20 protein-coding genes are annotated in these 21424 nt (G+C 64.9%); 3 read left to right on the top strand and 17 right to left on the bottom strand.

The annotated features are described in order from the left end of the window. Positions 1-18: 18 nt before the first annotated feature. The 5 genes from surE to IB261_RS08225 are packed head-to-tail and all read right to left on the bottom strand — an operon-like array spanning position 19 to position 4362. Positions 19-777 (bottom strand): 5'/3'-nucleotidase SurE, encoded by a 759-nt coding sequence (surE, locus tag IB261_RS08245; RefSeq protein ID WP_081517912.1) that lies wholly within the window; start codon positions 775-777, stop codon positions 19-21. Continuing rightward, entirely contained in the window at positions 765-1823 is a 1059-nt protein-coding gene (gene truD / locus IB261_RS08240) for a tRNA pseudouridine(13) synthase TruD (RefSeq protein WP_081517911.1), read from the bottom strand. Before truD ends, surE begins: the two co-directional genes overlap by 13 nt. Next, the gene (gene ispF, locus IB261_RS08235; protein ID WP_192381947.1) at positions 1820-2293 is read right to left on the bottom strand and encodes a 2-C-methyl-D-erythritol 2,4-cyclodiphosphate synthase; all 474 of its coding nucleotides are present in this window, start codon (positions 2291-2293) and stop codon (positions 1820-1822) included. Before ispF ends, truD begins: the two co-directional genes overlap by 4 nt. 59 nt (positions 2294-2352) lie before the next feature. Beyond that, positions 2353-3204, bottom strand: coding sequence for an S-formylglutathione hydrolase (gene fghA, locus IB261_RS08230; RefSeq protein ID WP_192381945.1), 852 nt, complete (start codon positions 3202-3204; stop codon positions 2353-2355). A gap of 45 nt (positions 3205-3249) precedes the next feature. Next, positions 3250-4362, bottom strand: coding sequence for an S-(hydroxymethyl)glutathione dehydrogenase/class III alcohol dehydrogenase (locus IB261_RS08225; RefSeq protein ID WP_138522672.1), 1113 nt, complete (start codon positions 4360-4362; stop codon positions 3250-3252). A gap of 215 nt (positions 4363-4577) precedes the next feature. On the opposite strand from IB261_RS08225, the gene IB261_RS08220 reads away from it, so the two are divergent. The 3 genes from IB261_RS08220 to yedF all read left to right on the top strand — a co-directional run bounded on the left by IB261_RS08220 (position 4578) and on the right by yedF (position 6980). After that, on the top strand, positions 4578-5471 hold the full coding sequence (locus IB261_RS08220; protein WP_081517907.1) for a LysR substrate-binding domain-containing protein: 894 nt from the start codon (positions 4578-4580) through the stop codon (positions 5469-5471). Between the two features lie 68 nt (positions 5472-5539). Beyond that, positions 5540-6766 carry a selenium metabolism membrane protein YedE/FdhT gene (gene yedE, locus IB261_RS08215; RefSeq protein ID WP_192224929.1) on the top strand — a complete coding sequence of 409 codons (1227 nt, stop codon included), beginning with the start codon at positions 5540-5542 and terminating at the stop codon, positions 6764-6766. Continuing rightward, positions 6732-6980 (top strand): sulfurtransferase-like selenium metabolism protein YedF, encoded by a 249-nt coding sequence (yedF, locus tag IB261_RS08210; RefSeq protein WP_081517905.1) that lies wholly within the window; start codon positions 6732-6734, stop codon positions 6978-6980. The genes yedE and yedF overlap by 35 nt, the downstream gene beginning before the upstream one ends. A 219-nt stretch (positions 6981-7199) precedes the next feature. On the opposite strand, the gene ispD is transcribed toward yedF, so the two are convergent. From ispD to fabZ, 12 genes are all read right to left on the bottom strand, one after another. Further along, complete coding sequence (gene ispD, locus IB261_RS08205) at positions 7200-7898, bottom strand: 2-C-methyl-D-erythritol 4-phosphate cytidylyltransferase (protein ID WP_151186279.1); 699 nt, start codon at positions 7896-7898, stop codon at positions 7200-7202. Continuing rightward, positions 7895-8179 carry a cell division protein FtsB gene (gene ftsB, locus IB261_RS08200; RefSeq protein ID WP_041711814.1) on the bottom strand — a complete coding sequence of 95 codons (285 nt, stop codon included), beginning with the start codon at positions 8177-8179 and terminating at the stop codon, positions 7895-7897. Before ftsB ends, ispD begins: the two co-directional genes overlap by 4 nt. 73 nt (positions 8180-8252) lie before the next feature. Further along, positions 8253-9542, bottom strand: a complete 1290-nt coding sequence (gene eno / locus IB261_RS08195; RefSeq protein WP_192381943.1) for a phosphopyruvate hydratase — start codon at positions 9540-9542, stop codon at positions 8253-8255. A gap of 107 nt (positions 9543-9649) precedes the next feature. After that, the gene (gene kdsA / locus IB261_RS08190) at positions 9650-10495 is read right to left on the bottom strand and encodes a 3-deoxy-8-phosphooctulonate synthase (RefSeq protein WP_192381941.1); all 846 of its coding nucleotides are present in this window, start codon (positions 10493-10495) and stop codon (positions 9650-9652) included. A gap of 2 nt (positions 10496-10497) precedes the next feature. Then, positions 10498-12126 (bottom strand): CTP synthase, encoded by a 1629-nt coding sequence (gene pyrG / locus IB261_RS08185; protein WP_024766069.1) that lies wholly within the window; start codon positions 12124-12126, stop codon positions 10498-10500. A gap of 171 nt (positions 12127-12297) precedes the next feature. Next, positions 12298-13617: a tRNA lysidine(34) synthetase TilS gene (gene tilS, locus IB261_RS08180; RefSeq protein ID WP_192381939.1), complete on the bottom strand. Its 1320-nt coding sequence runs from the start codon at positions 13615-13617 to the stop codon at positions 12298-12300. Between the two features lie 69 nt (positions 13618-13686). Further along, complete coding sequence (gene accA, locus IB261_RS08175; protein WP_081517900.1) at positions 13687-14637, bottom strand: acetyl-CoA carboxylase carboxyl transferase subunit alpha; 951 nt, start codon at positions 14635-14637, stop codon at positions 13687-13689. 123 nt (positions 14638-14760) lie between these two features. Next, positions 14761-18291: a DNA polymerase III subunit alpha gene (gene dnaE, locus IB261_RS08170; RefSeq protein WP_081517899.1), complete on the bottom strand. Its 3531-nt coding sequence runs from the start codon at positions 18289-18291 to the stop codon at positions 14761-14763. Positions 18292-18445: 154 nt separating this feature from the next. Beyond that, positions 18446-19057, bottom strand: coding sequence for a ribonuclease HII (gene rnhB, locus IB261_RS08165; RefSeq protein WP_081517898.1), 612 nt, complete (start codon positions 19055-19057; stop codon positions 18446-18448). Then, complete coding sequence (gene lpxB / locus IB261_RS08160; protein WP_192289339.1) at positions 19057-20199, bottom strand: lipid-A-disaccharide synthase; 1143 nt, start codon at positions 20197-20199, stop codon at positions 19057-19059. The genes rnhB and lpxB overlap by 1 nt, the downstream gene beginning before the upstream one ends. A 2-nt stretch (positions 20200-20201) precedes the next feature. Further along, positions 20202-20978, bottom strand: coding sequence for an acyl-ACP--UDP-N-acetylglucosamine O-acyltransferase (lpxA, locus tag IB261_RS08155; RefSeq protein WP_081517896.1), 777 nt, complete (start codon positions 20976-20978; stop codon positions 20202-20204). Beyond that, positions 20975-21415 carry a 3-hydroxyacyl-ACP dehydratase FabZ gene (gene fabZ, locus IB261_RS08150; RefSeq protein WP_081517895.1) on the bottom strand — a complete coding sequence of 147 codons (441 nt, stop codon included), beginning with the start codon at positions 21413-21415 and terminating at the stop codon, positions 20975-20977. Before fabZ ends, lpxA begins: the two co-directional genes overlap by 4 nt. Positions 21416-21424 lie beyond the last annotated feature (9 nt).

Genomic DNA, 21424 nt, shown 5'->3' with positions numbered 1-21424 from the left:
CCGCCGCGACGCGACAATTCATTGGCCATGGTCGAGCCCTCCGAGCCAGTCGCCAAGGACATTGAACGCCTCCCGGAAGGTCCGGTCCATCTGCAGCGGCGTGATCGACACGTAACCCTGCATGACCGCGTGGAAATCGGTGCCCTCGCCGCCATCCTCGGCATCGCCGGCAGCGGCGATCCAGTAGCCTTCCTTGCCACGCGGATTGACCACCTTGACCGGCGGCTTGGCGCGGGCACGATGCCCCAGGCGGGTCAGCTGGATGCCCTTGATGCGCTCCAGCGGCAGGTTGGGAATATTCACGTTGAGCACGGTGCGCGGCGGCAGCTCGAGCTTCTCGTGGGACTCCACCAGCAGGCGGGCGAAGTGCATGGCGGCCGGCAGGTTGTCGGTCAGGCGCGAGCACAGCGAGAAGGCAAAGGCCGGGCGGGACAGGAAACGCCCCTCCAGGGCCGCTGCCACGGTGCCCGAATAGAGTACGTCGTCGCCCAGGTTGGCGCCCAGGTTGATGCCCGAGACGACCATCTCCGGCACTTCTTCGAGCAGGCCGTTGAGGCCCAGGTGCACGCAGTCGGTCGGGGTGCCGTTGAGGCTGATGAAACCATTGCCCAGGCGATGGGGATGCAGCGGCCGATCCAGCGTCAGCGAACTACTCGCTCCGCTACGATCGGCTTCCGGGGCGATCACGATGCAGTCCGCATAGTCGGACAGCGCGTCGTGAAGCGCGGCGATACCGGGTGCAGTGACCCCGTCGTCGTTGGCAATCAATATGCGCATGGGCTTTCCGTCTGCCCTGCCGGCACGAGGTCGATCAGCTCGCGCACTACCACGGTGGCGAAGCAGCCAGCCGGCAGGACGAATTCCAGTTGCAGAATGTCAGGGGCGGGATAATGCCATGTAAGACCCGGGATGGGGAGGCGCAGAATGCGCCGTTCGTGCGCCATGTCCGCACTGGCGAGCCACTGGCAAAGCGCCATCTCCGCCTGCTGTACGCTGCTTTCGATCTCTCCGGGCTGGTTCGTCGCCGGTGAATCGCCCTCGCCCCACATCGGACCGGTGGGGTGCAGGTCGAGCGCGGCGAGGCGCGGGTCGGAGCACTCCGCTTCGCCAGCGGGGAAGAAGCTGCGGCTGTCGGTGAACGCCAGCAGGTCGCCGACCCGCGCCTGGTTCCAGGTGCCTTCCGCGACGCGGCGGGCCAGCACCTGATTGAAGATGAAGCTGCGGGCCGCCGAGAGCATCCGCGAGCGCATGTTGCGATGTTCCGGCAACTTGCCACGCTCGGCGAAGCCACGGGCATCGAAGACGTTGCCGCCGTCATGGCCGAAACGCTGAGTACCGAAGTAGTTCGGCACGCCCTGGGCGACCAGGGCCTTCAGGCGCGCTTCGAGCTGTTCGCGATCGGCCTGCAACTCGGTCAGGCGCAGGGTGAAGCCGTTGGCCGAATGGGCGCCGCGTTGCAGTTTGCGGCGATGGCGGTTGCGCTCGAGGATGCGCAGGCTGTCGTCCTCGGCGGCGGCCAGGTCCGGATCGGACTTGCCCGGCAGGTGCAGGCTGAACCACTGGCGGGTCAGCGCCTGGCGATCCTTGAGGCCGGCGTAGCTGATCATTTTCACCGGTACGCCGGCGGCACGGGCCAGGCGACGGGCGGCTTCTTCGGTGTTCAGGCCGCGCTTCTCGACCCACAGCCAGAGGTGTTCGCCGTCGCCGGAGAGCGGGATGTCCAGCACTTCGTCGACCTGGAAATCTTCCGCCACGGCCTTGAGCACGGCGCTTCCGCAAGCATCGCCGTGGGCGCGCGGGCCCAGCAGTTCCAGCTCCGTCATGCGCGAACCAGCAGGGCGACTGCGTGGACCGCGATGCCCTCTTCTCGGCCGGTGAAGCCGAGTTTCTCGGTGGTGGTGGCCTTGACGTTGACCTGGTCCAGTTCGACCTTCAGGTCGGCGGCGATGGTCTGGCGCATGCTCTGGATGTGCGGCGCCATCTTCGGTGCCTGGGCGATGATGGTGGTGTCGACGTTCTCGACCTTCCAGCCCTTGGCTTCCACCAGGCTCAGCACGTGACGCAGCAGGGCACGGCTGTCGGCGCCCTTGAACTGCGGGTCGGTGTCGGGGAAGTGCTTGCCGATGTCGCCCAGCGCGCAGGCGCCCAGCAGGGCATCGGAGAGCGCGTGCAGCAGCACGTCGCCGTCGGAGTGGGCGACGAGCCCGAACTTGTGGGGAATACGCACGCCGCCGAGGGTGATGAAGTCGCCCTCGCCGAAGCGGTGCACGTCGTAGCCATGTCCGATACGCATGAAAAAACGCCCTGTAGATGTCAGGGCGTCGATTCTACCGGATCACTGCGCCGAGGGTGTCAGCCACAGAGCGCCGCGGCGTGGTGGCGCAGGTGATCTTCGATGAAGCTCGCAATGAAGTAGTAGCTGTGGTCGTAGCCGGGCTGCAGGCGCAGTTCCAGCGGATGGCCGGCCGCAGCAGCCGCTTCGCGCAGGGCTTCGGGCTTGAGCTGCACGGCGAGGAAGTCATCGCGCTCGCCCTGGTCCAGCAGGATCGGCAGGCGCTCACTGGCATTCGCCAGCAATTCCACGGCATCCCATTCACGCCAGGCCGCCGGGTCTTCACCGAGGAAGCGGCCCAGGGCCTTCTGCCCCCACGGGCAATCGCTCGGATGGGTGATGGGTGCGAAAGCCGACAGCGACAGGTAGCGGCCCGGATTGCGCAGGGCGCAGACCAGTGCGCCATGGCCCCCCATGGAGTGCCCGCTGATGCCGCGCTTCTGGGAAACCGGGAAGTTCGCTTCGATCAGCGCCGGCAACTCCTGCACCACGTAGTCGTGCATCCGGTAGTGGCGCGCCCAGGGCTCCTGGGTGGCATTGACGTAGAAGCCGGCACCAAGGCCAAAGTCCCACGCACCATCCGGATCGCCCGGCACTTCCGGCCCGCGCGGGCTGGTGTCCGGCGCGACAATGACAATCCCCAGCTCGGCAGCCATGCGCTGGGCGCCGGCCTTCTGCATGAAGTTCTCGTCGGTGCAGGTCAGGCCGGACAGCCAGTACAGCACCGGCAAGCCCGCCTCGGGCTCGGCCTGGGGCGGCAGATACACCGCGAAGACCATGTCGCAGCCGAGGGTGGCGGAACGGTGGCGGTAGCGCTGATGCCAGCCGCCGAAGCTCTTCTGGGTGCTGATGAGTTCGATGGAATCCGTCATGGAGCCTCCTGTGAGGCCGGGCGCGTGGCGCGCCCGGCGGTTCGATCAGTAATGGATGACGGAGCGGATGCTCTTGCCTTCGTGCATCAGGTCAAAGGCCTCGTTGATCTTCTCCAGGCCCATGGTGTGGGTGATGAAGGTATCCAGCGGGATTTCGCCCTTCTGCGCCTTCTCCACGTAGCTCGGCAGCTCGGTGCGGCCCTTCACGCCGCCGAAGGCGGAACCGCGCCAGACGCGGCCGGTGACCAGCTGGAACGGACGGGTGCTGATTTCCTGGCCGGCACCGGCGACGCCGATGATGGTGGATTCGCCCCAGCCCTTGTGGCAGCACTCCAGCGCCGCACGCATCAACTGGACGTTGCCCACGCACTCGAAGGAATAGTCCACGCCGCCATCCGTCATTTCGACGATGACTTCCTGAATCGGCTTCTGATGATCCTTCGGATTGACGAAATCGGTGGCACCCAGTTCCTTGGCGATATCGAACTTCGCCGGGTTGATGTCCACCGCGATGATGCGCGAGGCCTTGGCCATCTTCGCGCCGATGATCGCCGCCAGGCCGATGCCGCCCAGGCCGAAGATGGCGACGGTAGCGCCCTCTTCCACCTTGGCAGTGTTCAGCACGGCGCCGATGCCGGTGGTCACACCGCAACCGAGCAGGCAGACCTTCTCCAGCGGCGCCTCCTCGGGGATCTTCGCCAGGGAGATTTCCGGCAGCACGGTGTACTCGGAGAAGGTCGAGCAGCCCATGTAGTGGAAGATCGGCTCGCCCTTGTAGGAGAAGCGGCTGGTGCCGTCGGGCATCAGGCCCTTGCCCTGGGTGGCGCGCACGGCCTGGCAGAGGTTGGTCTTGCCGGATTTGCAGAATTTGCACTCGCGGCATTCGGCGGTGTACAGCGGGATCACGTGGTCGCCCACTTTCAGCGAGGTCACGCCCTCGCCCACCGCTTCGACAATGCCGCCACCCTCATGGCCCAGGATGCACGGGAACACGCCTTCGGAATCCTGGCCGGACAGGGTGTACGCGTCAGTGTGGCAGACGCCGGTGGCGACGATGCGCACCAGCACTTCGCCCTTCTGCGGCGGCGCAACATCCACTTCGACGATTTCCAACGGCTTGTTGGGGGCGAAGGCGACGGCGGCACGGGACTTGATCATCGGGAAACTCCTGAGCGAAGGAAACGACAACGCCCGCCTGGGGCGGACGGGTCGGCGCGGTGGCCGAGAAACCGGGACGGGCCTGGGCCACGTCGGGGAGCGTTCGGGGCAGTGCGGCAAAAGCACGCCCCAAAGCCTTGGAAGTGTAGAAAACCCCGTTTCAGGGAATAATCAGGCAATAATCAAAACATTATTGCCATACAGGGATAATCCAGATGCACCGCTGGGAAGGACTGGACGAATTCGTCGCCGTCGCCGAAACCGGCCAATTCACCGCCGCCGCCGAACGCCTAGGGGTTTCTTCGTCGCACGTCAGCCGCCAGGTCGCGCGACTGGAAGAGCGACTGCAGACGCGCCTGCTCTACCGCAGCACGCGAAAGGTGACGCTGAGCGAAGCCGGGCAGACCTTCCTGCAGCACTGCCGACGCCTGCAGGATGCCCGCGAGGAGGCACTGCGCGCGGTCAGCGATCTGTCCGCCGAGCCCAAGGGCCTGCTGCGCATGACCTGCGCCGTGGCCTACGGCGAGCGCTTCGTGGTGCCGTTGGTGAACGAATTCATGGCGCAGTTTCCGCAACTGCGGGTGGAGATCGAGCTGTCCAACCGTCAGCTTGATCTGCTCCACGAAGGCTTCGACCTGGCGATCCGCCTCGGCCGCCTGAGCGATTCGCGGCTCGTGGCGACTCGCCTGGCGCCGCGCGTGATGTATCTCTGCGCTACCCCGGACTATCTGGCGCGTCACGGCGCACCACAGAGCGTCGCGGAACTGGCGCAACACAACTGCCTGGTGGGCAGCAGCGACCAGTGGAGCTTCCTCGAGGACGGCCGCGAAACCCAGCACCGGGTACAGGGCAACTGGCGCTGCAACAGCGGCCAGGCGGTGCTCGATGCGGCATTGCGCGGCTTCGGACTGTGCCAGTTGCCGGACTACTACGTACTGGAACACCTGCGCAGCGGCCGCCTGGTGTCCCTGCTGGATGCGCACCAGCCGCCCAACACGGGGGTCTGGGCGCTTTATCCACAGCAACGGCACCTGTCGCCCAAGGTGCGGCAGCTGGTGGATCATCTGAAGGAAGGCCTGCAGCATCTTCAACCCACTCCGTTGCCCTGAAACAAGCGCCTGAAAGACGCGTTGGCTAGAATGGGCGGTTTCCCACCCTTCGGATCAAGGACGACGAGATGTCAGCCCTATCTTCTTTCCGGGAGCGCTATCTGCTGCGCTTCTGGTCGCCCCTGCCAACCCTGGTTGCCCTGGGCGTCATCTCCGCCTACTACTTCGCCATGACCGGCACCTTCTGGGCAGTCACCGGCGAGTTCACCCGCTGGGGCGGCCACGTGCTGTCCTGGTTCGGCCTGCAGCCCCAGGAATGGAGCTACTTCAAGATCATCGGCCTCCAAGGCACGCCGCTCGACCGCATCGATGGCGTGATGATCATCGGCATGTTTCTCGGCGCGCTGGTCTGCGCGCTCTGGGCCGGCAACGTCAGCCTGCGCTGGCCGACCAGCAAGCGCCGCCTGCTGCAGGGCCTGGTCGGCGGAGTCATCGCCGGATTCGGCGCGCGCCTGGCGATGGGCTGCAACCTGGCGGCCTTCTTCACCGGCATCCCGATGTTCTCCGTGCACGCCTGGGCCTTCATGTTCTCCACCGTGATCGGTGCCTGGTTCGGCGTGAAGATCAGCCTGCTGCCCTTCCTGCGCATTCCGCTCAAAGTCGGCGGCAAGGCTGCCGCCCTGCCAACTGCCGAAGCGCTCGCTCGCCGTGCCAAGCTGCAATGGCGCCTGGGCATGGGCGTGCTGGCGATCGCTGCGCTGTTCGCTGCCTGGCGCTTCGAAGTCTCGCTGGTGCTGGGCATGGCCTGCCTGTTCGGCCTGCTGTTCGGCGGCCTGATCGAACGCGCACAGATCTGCTTCACCAGCGCCGCCCGTGACCTCTGGACCACCGGCCGAACCCAGGCCGCACTGGGTATCCTGCTGGGCATGGCAGCCGCCTGCGTCGGCACCTTCGCGGCGATCCACAACGGCCTGCCGCCGAAGATCTTCTGGATGGGTCCGAACGCCGTGATCGGTGGTGTGCTGTTCGGCATCGGCATCGTGCTGGCCGGCGGCTGCGAAACGGGCTGGATGTATCGCTCGATGGAAGGCCAGGTGCACTTCTGGGTGGTAGGCGTCGGCAACGTCATCGGCGGCACCCTGGTCGCGGTGTACTGGGACCAGCTCGGCACCAGCCTTGCCCTGCCCTATCCCAAGCTCAACCTGTTGCAGGAGTTCGGCCCTGGCGGCGGCCTGCTGATCACCTTCGCCGGCCTCGCCCTGTGCATGCTGCTGGTACAACTCAACGCGCAACGCTTCACCCGTAAACGGAAACCGTCCGATGCCCGACACCAAGACGCCGACGCTGTCGCTTGATCTGCGCGGCGAACACTGCCCCTACAACGCCATCGCCACCCTGGAAACTCTGGAGACGCTCAAGCCAGGCGATCTGCTGGAGGTGATCACCGACTGTTCGCAGTCAGTGCACGGCATTCCGGAAGACACGAAGCGCCATGGCTATCACTGCCTGGCGGTGGAACAGCACGGGGCGCTGTTTCGCTTCCTGATCGAGGTGCCGCTGCTGGGCTGAGAGGCTTTCGTAGGGCGCATAACGCGCCAGCGTTATCCGCCGCTTAAAAACAGGCGAATAACCTGGAACAGGTTATTCGCCCTACGATACCGCCGGGGATAACGGTTTTCGTAGGAGCGGACTCCGTCCGCGATTGTTGTCGGCCGGCACACTCTCCACCTGGGCGATGCCGATCGCGGATAAATCCGCTCCTACGACATTCCAAACATCGCGACTGTTTCAGTGCTTGGCGAAATTGCGCTGCAGGCGCTGCAGGTCTTCCGGGGTGGTGACCTTGATGTTGTCCACCCGCCCTTCCACCATGCGCGGCGCATAGCCCGCCCACTCCATGGCAGAGGCCTCGTCGGTGATGGCCGCATCGGCCACCAGCGCATCGGCGAGCGCGCGGTGCAGCGCGCCGAGGCGGAACATCTGCGGGGTATAGGCCTGCCAGACCACGCTGCGGTCGATGGTTTCCACCACGCGGCCGTCAGCACCAACGCGTTTCAGGGTATCCCGCGCGGGGACCCCGAGCAGGCCACCCACGGCGTCGAACTCCAGCTCGCCCAACAGGCGATCCAGATCAGCGCGAGCCAGGTTCGGCCGGGCGGCGTCATGCACCAGCACCCAGTCGTCGCTGCCTGCGCCCAACTCGGTCAGACGCAGCAGGCCATTGAGCACGGAATCGGCGCGCTCGCGGCCACCGTCGGCACGCTGGATCAGTTCGTTGGAAGCACTCGGCAAGGTCGGCCACCAGGGATCGTCGGCGGCCAGGCACACCACCAGACCCTTCAGCCGGGGATGGCCGAGGAAGCAGTCGAGGGTGCGTTCGAGAATGCTGCGACCGGCAAGGTCGAGGTATTGCTTGGGGCGGTCGGCGCGCATCCGCGAACCGATGCCGGCGGCCGGGATCACGGCCCAGAAGGCGGGTGTGGTCATTGCGCGAGCTGGTAGAGGGTTTCCTTGTCCTTGACCATGCCGAGTTCGTGGCGCGCACGCTCCTCGACGGTCTCGGTGCCTTTCTTGAGCTCGGCGACTTCCGCCTCGAGGATGCGGTTACGCTCGAGCAGGCGCTCGTTCTCGCCCTGCTGGTCGGCGATCTGCTTCTGCAGGTCGCGCACCTGCGCCAGACTGCCATCGCCAATCCACAGGCGATACTGCAGGCCGGCCAGCGCCAGGATCAGCACGACGAACAGCCAGTAAGGGCTACGTAACCTCAAACCATCAGCTCCATACGCAAAGGGGTGGCTCGTGCCACCCCTTTACCGTACCAGACTAGTATCAGGATCAGGATCAGCCGCGGAATTCCGCGCGACCACGGTACGGCGCCTTGGCGCCCAGCTGCTCTTCGATGCGCAGCAGCTGGTTGTACTTGGAAACGCGGTCGGAGCGGCAGAGGGAACCGGTCTTGATCTGACCAGCGGCAGTGCCGACAGCCAGGTCAGCGATGGTGCTGTCCTCGGTTTCGCCCGAACGGTGCGAGATCACCGCGGTGAAGCCAGCGGCCTTGGCCATCTGAATGGCTTCCAGGGTCTCGGTCAGCGAGCCGATCTGGTTGAACTTGATCAGGATCGAGTTGCCAATCTGCTCGTCGATGCCGCGCTTGAGGATCTTGGTGTTGGTGACGAACAGGTCGTCACCGACCAGCTGTACCTTCTCGCCGATCTTGTCGGTCAGGACTTTCCAGCCAGCCCAGTCGGACTCGTCCATGCCGTCTTCGATGGAGATGATCGGGTAGCGCTGGGTCAGGCCGGCCAGGTAGTCGGCGAAACCTTCGGCGCTGAACACCTTGCCTTCGCCTTCCAGATCGTACTGGCCGTCCTTGAAGAACTCGGAGGAGGCGCAGTCCAGGGCCAGGGTAACGTCGTCGCCCAGCTTGTAGCCGGCGTTGGCGACAGCTTCGGCGATGGCAGCCAGGGCGTCTTCGTTGGAAGCCAGGTTCGGCGCGAAGCCGCCTTCGTCACCCACGGCAGTGTTCAGGCCACGGGCCTTCAGCACGGCTTTGAGGTGGTGGAAGATCTCGGCGCCCATGCGCAGCGCGTCGGCGAAGTTCTTGGCGCCAACCGGCTGAACCATGAACTCCTGGATGTCGACGTTGTTATCGGCGTGCTCGCCGCCGTTGATGATGTTCATCATCGGAACCGGCATGGAGTACTGGCCAGGGGTGCCGTTCAGGTCGGCGATGTGCGCGTACAGCGGTACGCCCTTGGCCTGAGCGGCGGCCTTGGCGGCAGCCAGGGAGACGGCCAGGATGGCGTTGGCGCCCAGCTTGCCCTTGTTCTCGGTGCCGTCGAGGTCGATCATCGCGTGATCCAGACCTTTCTGGTCAGTCGCGTCCTTGCCCAGCAGCAGGTCGCGGATCGGGCCATTGATGTTGGCCACGGCTTTCAGCACGCCCTTGCCCAGGTAACGGCTCTTGTCGCCATCGCGCAGTTCGAGAGCCTCGCGGGAACCGGTGGATGCACCGGACGGGGCGCAAGCGCTGCCGACGATGCCGTTGTCCAGGATCACGTCCGCTTCAACGGTCGGGTTGCCGCGGGAGTCCAGGACCTCACGGCCCTTGATGTCGACGATCTTTGCCATTCTTGATAACACTCCGAAGATAGAGATAAACGGGGCGGCTGGTGAGACATCAGAACCTGCCCGATGCCCCGCCGAGCTTGACGCTACGGGGCACATCGGGCGGATTCTCAGGCAGTCTCGATAATGGGGAAACTCTTGACCAGGTCGTCCAGCTGCTTGAGCTGGGACAGGAAAGGCTCGAGCTTGTTCAGACGCAGGGCGCACGGACCGTCGCACTTGGCGTTCTCGGGGTCCGGATGGGCCTCCAGGAACAGGCCGGCGAGGCCCTGGCTCATGCCGGCCTTGGCCAGGTCGGTGACCTGGGCGCGGCGGCCGCCGGCGGAATCGGCGCGACCGCCTGGCATCTGCAGGGCGTGGGTCACGTCGAAGAACACCGGGTACTCGAACTGCTTCATGATGCCGAAGCCGAGCATGTCCACCACCAGGTTGTTGTACCCGAAGGAGGAGCCACGCTCGCAGAGGATCAGTTGGTCGTTACCCGCCTCCTCGCACTTGCGCAGGATGTGTTTCATCTCCTGCGGCGCGAGGAACTGGGCCTTCTTGATGTTGATCACCGCTTTGGTCTGGGCCATGGCCACGACCAGGTCGGTCTGCCGGGACAGGAAGGCCGGCAACTGGATGATGTCGCAGACCTCGGCCACCGGAGCAGCCTGGTAAGGCTCGTGCACATCAGTGATGACCGGCACGTTGAAGGTCTTCTTGATCTCTTCGAAGATCTTCAGCCCTTCTTCCATGCCCGGACCACGGAACGAGGTGATCGAGGAACGGTTGGCCTTGTCGAAGCTGGCCTTGAACACGTAAGGGATACCGAGCTTCTCGGTAACCTTCACGTACTCTTCGCAGACCTGCATCGCCAGGTCGCGCGATTCCAGCACGTTCATGCCGCCAAACAGCACGAACGGCAGGTCGTTGCCGATCTGGATATCGCCGACGCGGATGATCTTCTGTGTCATGTTCAGGCTTTCCCGGCTTGCTTCAGGGCGGCGTTGACGAAGCCGCTGAACAGCGGGTGACCATCACGCGGGGTGGAAGTGAATTCCGGGTGGAACTGGCAGGCCACGAACCACGGGTGGTCCGGCGCTTCCACGACTTCCACCAGCGCACCGTCGCCGGAGCGGCCGGAAATCTTCAGGCCGGCGGCTTCCAGTTGCGGACGCAGGTTGTTGTTCACTTCGTAGCGGTGACGGTGACGCTCGACGATCACTTCCTTGCCGTAGCAGTCGTGCACCAGGGTGCCGGCGGAGAGCAGGCATTCCTGGGCGCCCAGGCGCATGGTGCCGCCCAGGTCGGAGGCTTCGGTGCGCACTTCGGTGGCGCCGGTAGCGTCCTGCCATTCGGTGATCAGGCCGACGACCGGGTGGCCGCTGGACTTGTCGAACTCGGTGGAGTTGGCATCGGTCCAGCCCAGCACGTTGCGGGCGTATTCGATGACGGCCACCTGCATGCCCAGGCAGATGCCCAGGTACGGAACCTTGTTCTCGCGAGCGTACTGCACGGCGGTGATCTTGCCTTCCACGCCGCGCAGGCCGAAGCCGCCCGGAACCAGGATGGCGTCGGCGCCTTCGAGCAGGCTGGTGCCCTGCTGCTCGATGTCCTCGGAGTCGATGTAGCGCAGGTTGACCTTGGTGCGGCTCTGGATGCCGGCATGGGTCATGGCTTCGATCAGCGACTTGTAGGCGTCGAGCAGTTCCATGTACTTGCCGACCATGGCGATGGTGACTTCACGCTCGGGGTTGAGCTTGGCGTCGACCACGCGGTCCCATTCGGACAGGTCGGCCGGGCCGCACTCCAGGCCGAAGCGCTCGACGACCAGGTCGTCGACGCCCTGGGCGTGCAGTACCGACGGAATGCGGTAGATGGTGTCGACGTCTTCCAGCGAGATGACCGCGCGCTCTTCCACGTTGGTGAAGAGGGCGATCTTGCGGCGGGAGGACACGTCCACCGGATGGTCGGAACGGCAGATCAGGATGTCCGGCTGCAGGCCGATGGAGCGCAGTTCCTTGACCGAGTGCTGGGTCGGCTTGGTCTTGGTCTCGCCAGCGGTGGCGATGTACGGGACCAGCGTCAGGTGCATCAGCATGGCGCGGCGCGAACCGATCTCCACGCGCAGCTGGCGGATAGCCTCGAGGAAGGGTTGCGACTCGATGTCACCGACGGTGCCGCCGACTTCAACCAGGGCCACGTCGGCATCGCCGGCGCCCTTGATGATGCGACGCTTGATCTCGTCGGTGATGTGCGGGATGACCTGCACGGTGGCGCCCAGATAGTCACCACGGCGCTCCTTGCGCAGCACGTCCATGTAGACGCGGCCGGTGGTGAAGTTGTTGTTCTGGGTCATCGTGGTACGAACGAAACGCTCGTAGTGGCCCAGATCAAGGTCGGTCTCAGCGCCGTCGTGGGTGACGAACACCTCACCGTGCTGGAACGGGCTCATGGTGCCCGGATCGACGTTGATGTAGGGGTCCAGCTTGAGCATCGTGATCTTCAGGCCACGCGCTTCCAGAATGGCAGCCAAGGAAGCCGAGGCGATGCCTTTCCCCAATGAAGAAACAACACCACCCGTGACGAAGATGTAGCGCGTCATGAAAAGCCCTGAATGTCAGCGTTTAGGCGGCTCGGCCGCCGGGGAAGCGAAGGTGTCGGGTACAAGACCCGGCTCACGACTTCGTCGTGAAAATAGCGAACTCCCACTGATTCGAAGGCGAATCAACAGGAGCGGTACAAGACGGGAGCGTAGTCTACCGGAAAGCCGCTATCAGCTCAAACCCGAGTCATTCGTCGGAGGTGTCCAGCGCAGAGTCCAGCCCTGCCCCGCCTCCCCCCGCAGGTCCGGCAGCAGGGCTACGCCAAGCAGTTCGTCGGCTCGCCAGAGCAGCGGCAGACGACCACGCAGGAAGGCCGGCACGGCCGCTTCATTGAGCAGGCGTTTGAGGTCGCGGGAGCCTCGACCGGCCAGCAGCATGACCTCCCCACCCTGCCGGTAGCGAACCTCCAGCGGCCCGTTCGGCGGTTCGCCCTCGAAACGCAGCGAGCCGTTGTCCGGCAGCGAAAGCGGCTGCGCCGGATCACGCCAGGCCTGATTCGCCGGTACGAAGCCGAGCCAGGGGTTGGCCAACCACCAGAGCCGGCCATGAGCGCGGCGCAGTTCACCATCGGCGAGGCGCCAGATCGGTTCGGCATCCTCGCGGGCGTCACGCAGGTCCTGCCAGCCAGCCCAGTGCGCGCGGTCGGGCAGACGAGCCAACGGTGCCAGCCAGTGACGCAATGCATTGCGCTGGCGCGGCTCACTCAGCTCCGCCAGCGCGGCGATGGCCAGCGAGGGCAATTGCATGCCGATGTATTCGTTGCGCGCCCCAGCGGAAATCAGGTCGCTTTGTGCCAGCTCGCCCAGCAGCCCGTCGGCTTCCGCCAGGTGCTCGGCGCTGCGGCTGATGGTTTCGACGGCCGCAGGCCAGCGCTCGACGATGCCCGGCAACACCCGGTTGCGCAAGTAGTTGCGGTCGTAATCGTCGTTGGCATTGGACGGGTCCTCCACCCAGGTCAGCCCATGACTGCGGGCGTACCGCTCCAGCTCCGCGCGACTGAAATCCAGCAACGGACGCAGCAGCATTCCAGCGCCAAACGGACGACTGGCCGCCATTGCCGACAGGCCCCGCACCCCGGCGCCGCGGAACAGCCGGAACAGGACGGTTTCCGCCTGATCGTCACGGTGCTGGCCGGTCAACAGGCACTCGCCCTCCCCCAGCGCCGCGGCGAAAGCCGCATACCGCGCCTCGCGCGCCGCGCGCTCCAGGCTGGCGCCGTCATCGACTTGCACGCGCGCCACCTGCATCGGCACGCCAAGGGAGTCGCAGAAACGCTGGCAATGTTCCGGCCAGGCATCAGCGACAGCCTGCAGGCCGTGGTGCACGTGAATGGCGGAAATCGGCGGCAAGGCCTCGCGGGCAGCGAGTTGCGCCAGGAGATGCAGGAGAACGGTGGAATCCAGCCCGCCGGACAAGGCGACACGCCACGCCGGCGCGTTGCGCCAGGGCGCGAGAAAAGTCAGCAGTCGGGATTGGAAATCAGCAGGCATGGCGCAGATCGGCAGGGTCGGGGACGAGGCAAGGATACCTCGTCACCCGCGCTGCGCCGAAGGCGTCGATCAGGCGACGCCGTAGCTCATCAGGCGCTCGTAACGGCGCGCCAGGAGCTCTTCGCTGCTCAGCTGGTTCAGCGTGTCGAGCTGGCCGAGCAGGGACTTGCGGATGGTCTCGGCCATCGCGGCCGGGTCGCGGTGGGCGCTGCCCAGCGGCTCGGGGATGACGCTGTCGACGATACCCAGGTCCTTCAGGCGGTTGGCGGTGATGCCCATGGCTTCGGCCGCTTCCGGCGCCTTCTCGGCGGTACGCCAGAGGATCGAGGCGCAACCTTCGGGCGAGATCACCGCGTAGGTGGAGTACTGCAGCATGTTCAACTGGTCGCACACGCCGATGGCCAGTGCGCCGCCGGAGCCACCCTCGCCGATCACGGTGGCGATGATCGGGGTCTTCAGACGCGCCATGACGCGCAGGTTCCATGCGATCGCCTCGCTCTGGCCGCGTTCTTCGGCGTCGATGCCCGGGTAGGCGCCGGGAGTGTCGATGAAGGTCAGGATCGGCATCTTGAAGCGTTCGGCCATTTCCATCAGGCGGCAGGCCTTGCGGTAGCCTTCCGGACGCGGCATGCCGAAGTTGCGGCGCACCTTCTCGCGCACTTCGCGGCCCTTCTGGTGGCCGATGATCATCACCGGCTGGTCTTCCAGGCGGGCAACGCCACCGACAATCGCGGCGTCGTCGGAGAAGTGGCGGTCACCGTGCAGCTCTTCGAACTCGGTGAAGATGTGCTCGATGTAGTCCAGGGTGTAGGGGCGACGCGGATGGCGCGCGAGCTGGGCGATCTGCCAGCTGGACAGGTTGCCGAAGATGTTCTCGGTCAGCGCCTTGCTCTTCTCCTGCAGACGGGAGATTTCGTCGGTGATGTTCAGGGCGTTGTCGTTACCGACCAACCGCAGCTCTTCAATCTTGGCGTGCAGGTCGGCAATGGGCTGTTCGAAATCGAGAAAATTCGGGTTCATGGGCTATCCGTCGTTCTGTTGGCGGCTGGGCCTGGTCCGTAGGCGCCCTACCTTACGGTATCGGGCGCCAAGGGTCGAGACTGGCGGGCGGCCTTTGGCCACCGGCTTCACTAGCGGGCTTCACTAGCGGTAGTTGAGGAAGACGTTGTCGCGGCCAAACTGGTCACGCAACGCTTGAATCAGGTTGTCTGCCGGGTCGATCCGCCACTGCTCGCCGAACTGCAACAGGGCGCGCGCCTGCTCGCCACTGTAGTCGACGGTGACCGGGCAGCTGCCGCGGTGACGGGTGCACAGGTCGGCCAGCCAGCGCAGACGGTCGCCCTTGAGCGCGTCGGCATGGACGCGCACGCGCAGGCTTTCCGCCAGCGAGGTGCGCGCCTCTTCCAGGCCCATCACGCGCTTGGCGCGCAGGCGCAGGCCGCCGGAGAAATCGTCCTGGCTGACTTCGCCCTCGATCACCACCAGCGCGTCGGTCTGCAGCAGCGCCTGGTTGGCGGCGAAGGCTTCGGCGAACAACGAGGCTTCGATGCGGCCGGAGCGGTCGTCCAGGGTCACAAAGCCCATCTTGTCGCCGCGCTTGTTCTTCATCACCCGCAGGTTGACGATCAGGCCGGCGACGGTCTGGGTATCACGTGCAGGCTTCAGCTCGACGATGCGCTGGCGGGCAAAACGTCGCACCTCCCCCTCGTACTCGTCGATGGGGTGACCGGTCAGGTACAGGCCGAGGGTGTCCTTCTCGCCCTTCAGGCGCTCCTTGAGGTTGAGCTCCTTGACCTTGCGGTGGTTGGCATAGACATCGGCCTCAGGCTCGGCGAACACGCCGCCGAACAGGTCCATGTGGCCGCTGTCGTGGCTGCGCGAGGTCTGCTCGGCGGCCTTGACGGCTTCTTCCATGGACGCAAGCAGCACGGCGCGGTTGATGTCGACGTGGGCGTGGTAGGCCTTCTGCTCTTCATGGAAGTGCGGGCCGAGGCGATCCAGCGCGCCGGCGCGGATCAGCGCCTCCAGGGTGCGCTTGTTGACGCGCTTGAGGTCGATGCGATCGCAGAAGTCGAACAGGGTCTTGAATGGCCCGCCTTCGTTGCGGCACTCGGTGATGGCTTCCACCGGGCCTTCGCCGACGCCCTTGATCGCGCCCAGGCCGTAGACGATCTGGTTGTCCTCGTCGACGGTGAAGCGGAACTCGGAGTTGTTCACGTCCGGCGCCAGGATGCGCAGCTTCATGTGGCGGCACTCTTCGATGAGCGTCACCACCTTGTCGGTGTTCTGCATATCCGCGGTGAGTACCGCGGCCATGAACGGGGCTTTCCAGTGGGTCTTCAGCCAGGCGGTCTGGTACGACACCAGACCGTAGGCGGCCGAGTGCGACTTGTTGAAGCCGTAGCCGGCGAATTTTTCCACCAGGTCGAAGATGTTGCCCGAGAGGTTTTCGTCGATGCCATTGCTGGAGCAGCCTTCGATGAAGCCGCCGCGCTGCTTGGCCATTTCCTCGGGCTTCTTCTTGCCCATGGCGCGGCGCAGCATGTCCGCGCCGCCGAGGCTGTAGCCCGCCATCACCTGGGCGATCTGCATCACCTGTTCCTGGTACAGGATGATGCCGTAGGTCGGCTTGAGCACCGGTTCGAGGCCGGCGTACTGGTAATCCGGGTGCGGGTAGGAGATTTCCTCACGACCGTGCTTCCGGTTGATGAAGTCGTCCACCATGCCCGACTGCAGCGGACCGGGACGGAACAGCGCCACCAGTGCGATGAGGTCTTCCAGGCAGTCCGGCTTGAGCTTCTTGATCAGCTCCTTCATACCGCGCGATTCAAGCTGGAAGACCGCAGTGGTTTCCGCCTTCTGCAGCAGGTCGTAGGTCTTCTTGTCGTCCAGCGGAATGCGATCGATGTCGACCAGATCGGTCTCGCCAGCCTTCTGCTGGATGCGATGGATGATTTCCATCGCCCATTTGATGATGGTCAGGGTGCGCAGGCCGAGGAAGTCGAACTTCACCAGACCGGCGGCCTCCACGTCGTCCTTGTCGAACTGGGTCACCAGGCCGGCGCCCTCTTCGTCACAGGCGATGGGGGCGAAGTCGGTCAGCTTGGTCGGCGCGATCACCACACCACCGGCGTGCTTGCCGGTACCGCGGGTAACGCCTTCCAGCTTGAGGGCCATGTCCCAGATTTCCTGGGCTTCCTCGTCGGTCTTGAGGAAGTCGCGGAGCATTTCCTCCTGCTCGAAGGCCTTCTCCAGGGTCATGCCCACTTCGAAGGGAATCATCTTCGACAGCTTGTCGGCCAGGCCGTAGGACTTGCCCTGCACCCGCGCCACGTCGCGCACCACCGCCTTCGCGGCCATGGAACCGAAGGTGATGATCTGGCTCACCGCGTTGCGGCCGTAGGCGCCGGCCACGTAGTCGATCACCCGGTCGCGGCCCTCCATGCAGAAGTCGACGTCGAAGTCGGGCATGGAAATACGTTCGGGGTTCAGGAAGCGCTCGAACAGCAGGTCATAGGCCAGCGGGTCGAGGTCGGTGATCTTCAGCACATAGGCGACCAGCGAACCGGCACCCGAGCCCCGGCCGGGGCCCACCGGCACGCCGTTGTTCTTGGCCCACTTGATGAAGTCCATCACGATCAGGAAGTAGCCGGGGAAGCCCATCTGGATGATGGTGCCCAGCTCGAACTCCAGGCGATCAACGTAGAGCTGCCGCTTCTCTTCGTAATTGGGCGTGGTGTCCTTCGGCCAGAGCACCGCCAGGCGCTCCTCTAGGCCCTCGTAGGAGACATGGCGCAGGTAGTCGTTGATGTCCATGTCATCAAAGGGAATCGGGAAGTTGGGCAGGAAGTACTTGCCCAACTGCACGTCGATATTGCAGCGCTTGGCGATCTCGACGGAGTTTTCCAGAGCCTCGGGAATGTCGCTGAACAGCTCGGCCATTTCTTCCGGGCTCTTCAGGTACTGCTGGTCGGAATAGCTGCGCGAACGGCGCGGGTCATCCAGGGCACGGCCTTCGCCGATGCATACGCGGGTCTCGTGGGCCTCGAAGTCCGCTTCCTTGATGAAACGCACGTCGTTGGTCGCCACCAGCGGCGCGCCGCTGCGCGCGGACAGGGCCACGGCGGCATGCACGTGTTCTTCGTCGTTGACGCGACTGGTGCGCTGGATATCCAGGTAGAAGCGGTCCGGGAAGACCTCCAGCCACTCAGCCAACAGCGAGTCCGCCAGGGCGTCGTCACCCTCCAGCAACGCCATGCCGATCTCGCCTTCCTTGGAGCCGGACAGCGCGATCAGGCCTTCGGCGGCGTCCTTGACCCACTGCCGCTCGATGATGATCTCGCCGTTGCGCTGGCCTTCCTGCCAGCCACGGGAAATCAGCTCGGTGAGGTTGCGGTAGCCCTTGGCGTTCATCGCCAGCAGGGTCAGGCGGGTCAGAGGGCCGTCCTCGTCGCGGTTGGCCAGCCAGATGTCGGCGCCGCAGATCGGCTTGATCCCGCCACCCATGGCCGTCTTGTAGAACTTCACCAGCGAGCACATGTTGCTCAGGTCGGTCACCGCCACCGCCGGCATGCCCGCCCCACCCACCGCCTTGATCAGCGGCTTGACCCGTACCAGGCCGTCGACCAGGGAGAATTCGGTGTGCAGACGCAGGTGAACGAAGGTGGCGGTCATGGTGGTCCTTGGCAAACGCGAAAAACGGCAAGCCCCGGATTGTACCGGGGCTGTCCGCAAAGCTACAGGGATCAATGGGCCAGCCGTCGCGCCGGGTGTTTGAAGTCACCGGCGGGCCGCTGGCCGCGAGGAATTCCAGAGTAATAACAGGGTGTTACAGGATGCCGGCAGGGTTTTCCAGCAACGCGCGCACCGGCCCGAAGGAGCGACGGTGGATGGGCGTCGGGCCCAGACGCTTTAGCGCCTCCAGGTGGACTGGCGTCGGGTAGCCCTTATGGCCGCCGATGCCGTAGCCGGGGTACTGCGCTTCCATTTCCTGCATCTCGCGGTCGCGGCTGACCTTGGCCAGGATCGACGCGGCAGCGATGGCCGGCACCTTGGCGTCGCCCTGCACGACCGGCGCGGAAGGCACCTTCAGTTTCGGGCAGCGGTTGCCGTCGATCAGCGCCAGTTTCGGCGTGACGCTGAGGCCTTCCACCGCGCGCTGCATGGCGAGCATGGTGGCGTGAAGGATGTTCAGCTGGTCGATCTCGTGCACATCGGCACGGGCGATACACCAGGCCAGGGCCTTCTCGCGGATCTCGTCGAACAGCGCTTCGCGGCGCGCTTCGCTGAGCTTCTTCGAGTCGTTGAGGCCCTTGATCGGACGAGCCGGATCGAGGATCACCGCCGCGGTGACCACGGGACCGCAGAGCGGACCACGACCGACTTCGTCGACACCGGCCACCAGTTCTTCCACCAGGGTGAAGTCCAGGCCCATCTGCATCAGCGTTTCTCCACCAGGGCGAGCACCGCTTCGGCGGCCTGCGCGGACGCATCCTGGCGCAGGGCGCGATGGATGGCGTCGAAGGATTCGGTCTGCACACTGCCGTCGTCGAGCAGGGGCAACAAGGTCGTGGCCAGCGCCTCTGGAGTCGCCGCATCCTGGATCAGCTCGGGCACCAGCAGGCGGCCGGCCATCAGGTTCGGCAGCGAGATGTACGGACTCTTCACCAGGCGCTTGAGGATGCGGTAGGTCATCGGCGCCACCTTATAGGCGACGACCATCGGCCGCTTGTACAGCAGGGCTTCCAGCGTGGCGGTGCCGGAGGCGATCAGTACAGCGTCGCAGGCGGCGAACGCTTCGTGGGAAGCTCCGTCGAGCAATTGCACCGGCAGATCGCGACCCGCAAGCATTTCTTCGATCTGCACGCGGCGTTCGGGGCTCGCGCAAGGCAGCACGAAGCGCAGGCCAGGGCGATCCTGGAGCAGGCGCTGGGCGGTATCGAGGAACAACGCGCCGAGCTTCCCGACCTCTCCTCCCCGGCTACCGGGCAGGAGCGCGACGACGCTGGCTTCCTGCGGCAAACCGAGACGCTCGCGCGCACCGGCGCGGTCGGCCTCCAGCGGAATGGTATTGGCCAGCGGATGCCCGACGAAACGCACCGGCACCGCATGTTCTTCGTAGAAACGCGCCTCGAAGGGGAAAAGCGCGAGCATCAGGTCGCAAGCTTCCTTGATCTTCAGCACACGCTTCTGCCGCCAGGCCCAGACCGAGGGGCTGACGTAGTGCACCGTACGGATGCCCGCGCGGCGCAGCTTCAATTCAAGAGTCAGGTTGAAGTCCGGCGCGTCGATGCCGATGAACACGTCCGGTTTGGCCGCGATCAGCATCTTCAGCAGGTCCTTGCGCCGGCGCAGCAGTTCGCGCAGGCGACCCAGCACCTCAACCAGGCCCATGACGGCCAGGCGCTCCATCGGGAAATGCGACCGCAGCCCTTCGGCCTGCATGCGCGGGCCGCCGACGCCGATGAACTCGATGTCGGGGTGGCGCTGCTTGAGCGCCTGCATGAGGCCGGAGCCGAGGATATCGCCGGACGCCTCGCCCGCGACCAGGGCGACGCGCAGCTTGCGTGCGGTCGATTGCATGGTCAGCGGGTGATGCCGCGGGTGGAGCTCTGGATGGAGTCGCGGAACACCGCGACTTCCGGGAACTGCTCGGAGACTTCGGCCAGTTCGGCCAGCGCCTCGTCCACCGTCAGACCCTGGCGGTAGACCACCTTGTAGGCACGGCGCAGCGCCTGGATCGATTCGGCGCTGAAACCGCGACGGCGCAGGCCCTCGAAGTTCATGCTGCGGGCCTCGGCGGGGTTGCCGAAGACTGTGACATAGGCCGGAACGTCCTTGCCGATGGTGGTGCCCATGCCGGAGAAGGCGTGCGCGCCAATGCGGCAGAACTGATGCACCAGGGTGTAGCCGGAGAGGATCGCCCAGTCATCCACATGCACATGCCCCGCCAGCGCGGTGTTGTTCACGAGGATGCAATGGTTGCCGATCACACTGTCGTGGCCGATGTGCACATAGGCCATGAGCAAGTTGTGATCGCCGATGGTGGTTTCCGAGCGATCCTGGATGGTGCCGCGATGAATGGTCACACCTTCGCGGATCACATTGTTGTCACCGATCACCAGGCGAGTCGGTTCGCCCTTGTACTTCAGGTCGGGGGTATCTTCACCCACGCTGGAGAACTGGAAAATCCGATTGTGCTTACCGATCTTCGTGGGACCTTTGACCACCACGTGCGGACCGATCACCGTACCTTCGCCGATCTCCACATCCGGCCCGACCATGGACCAGGGGCCCACTTCTACGTCGTCAGCCAGCTTTGCGCGCGGGTCGATGATGGCGCGAGGATCGATCAAACTCATAGTTTGCGTTCCGCACAGATGATTTCGGCCGAGCATACCGGCTTGTCATCGACGGTGGCATGGCAATCGAACTTCCAGATGCCACGCTTGACGCTCAGGAACTGGGCATTGAGCTGCAACTGGTCGCCCGGCAGCACCGGCTGGCGGAAGCGCAGCTTGTCGGAGCCGACGAAGTAATACAGGGTGCCGTCGGCCGGCTTCACGTCGAGCATCTTGAAACCGAGGATGCCGGCCGCCTGGGCCATGGCCTCGATGATCAGCACGCCCGGCATGATCGGATGCTGCGGGAAGTGGCCATTGAAGAACGGCTCGTTGATGCTGACATTCTTGTAGGCGCGAATGCGCTTGCCTTCGATGTCCAGCTCGACCACCCGATCCACCAGCAGGAAGGGGTAGCGATGAGGCAGGTATTCGCGAATCTCGTTGATGTCCATCATGTTCAGGGG

It is taken from the genome of Pseudomonas sp. PDM20 (genome assembly GCF_014852575.3).
Lineage (GTDB): Bacteria > Pseudomonadota > Gammaproteobacteria > Pseudomonadales > Pseudomonadaceae > Pseudomonas.
This window is presented reverse-complemented; position numbering and strand designations above follow the sequence as displayed.

Bases quoted from the DNA above. Each gene is read 5' to 3' on its own strand.
- surE (WP_081517912.1), bottom strand. From the start codon at position 777: ATGCGCATATTGATTGCCAACGACGACGGGGTCACTGCACCCGGTATC.
- truD (WP_081517911.1), bottom strand. From the start codon at position 1,823: ATGACGGAGCTGGAACTGCTGGGCCCGCGCGCCCACGGCGATGCTTGC.
- ispF (WP_192381947.1), bottom strand. From the start codon at position 2,293: ATGCGTATCGGACATGGCTACGACGTGCACCGCTTCGGCGAGGGCGAC.
- fghA (WP_192381945.1), bottom strand. From the start codon at position 3,204: ATGACGGATTCCATCGAACTCATCAGCACCCAGAAGAGCTTCGGCGGC.
- IB261_RS08225 (WP_138522672.1), bottom strand. From the start codon at position 4,362: ATGATCAAGTCCCGTGCCGCCGTCGCCTTCGCCCCCAACAAGCCGTTG.
- IB261_RS08220 (WP_081517907.1), top strand. From the start codon at position 4,578: ATGCACCGCTGGGAAGGACTGGACGAATTCGTCGCCGTCGCCGAAACC.
- yedE (WP_192224929.1), top strand. From the start codon at position 5,540: ATGTCAGCCCTATCTTCTTTCCGGGAGCGCTATCTGCTGCGCTTCTGG.
- yedF (WP_081517905.1), top strand. From the start codon at position 6,732: ATGCCCGACACCAAGACGCCGACGCTGTCGCTTGATCTGCGCGGCGAA.
- ispD (WP_151186279.1), bottom strand. From the start codon at position 7,898: ATGACCACACCCGCCTTCTGGGCCGTGATCCCGGCCGCCGGCATCGGT.
- eno (WP_192381943.1), bottom strand. From the start codon at position 9,542: ATGGCAAAGATCGTCGACATCAAGGGCCGTGAGGTCCTGGACTCCCGC.
- kdsA (WP_192381941.1), bottom strand. From the start codon at position 10,495: ATGACACAGAAGATCATCCGCGTCGGCGATATCCAGATCGGCAACGAC.
- pyrG (WP_024766069.1), bottom strand. From the start codon at position 12,126: ATGACGCGCTACATCTTCGTCACGGGTGGTGTTGTTTCTTCATTGGGG.
- tilS (WP_192381939.1), bottom strand. From the start codon at position 13,617: ATGCCTGCTGATTTCCAATCCCGACTGCTGACTTTTCTCGCGCCCTGG.
- accA (WP_081517900.1), bottom strand. From the start codon at position 14,637: ATGAACCCGAATTTTCTCGATTTCGAACAGCCCATTGCCGACCTGCAC.
- dnaE (WP_081517899.1), bottom strand. From the start codon at position 18,291: ATGACCGCCACCTTCGTTCACCTGCGTCTGCACACCGAATTCTCCCTG.
- rnhB (WP_081517898.1), bottom strand. From the start codon at position 19,057: ATGCAGATGGGCCTGGACTTCACCCTGGTGGAAGAACTGGTGGCCGGT.
- lpxB (WP_192289339.1), bottom strand. From the start codon at position 20,199: ATGCAATCGACCGCACGCAAGCTGCGCGTCGCCCTGGTCGCGGGCGAG.
- lpxA (WP_081517896.1), bottom strand. From the start codon at position 20,978: ATGAGTTTGATCGATCCTCGCGCCATCATCGACCCGCGCGCAAAGCTG.
- fabZ (WP_081517895.1), bottom strand. From the start codon at position 21,415: ATGATGGACATCAACGAGATTCGCGAATACCTGCCTCATCGCTACCCC.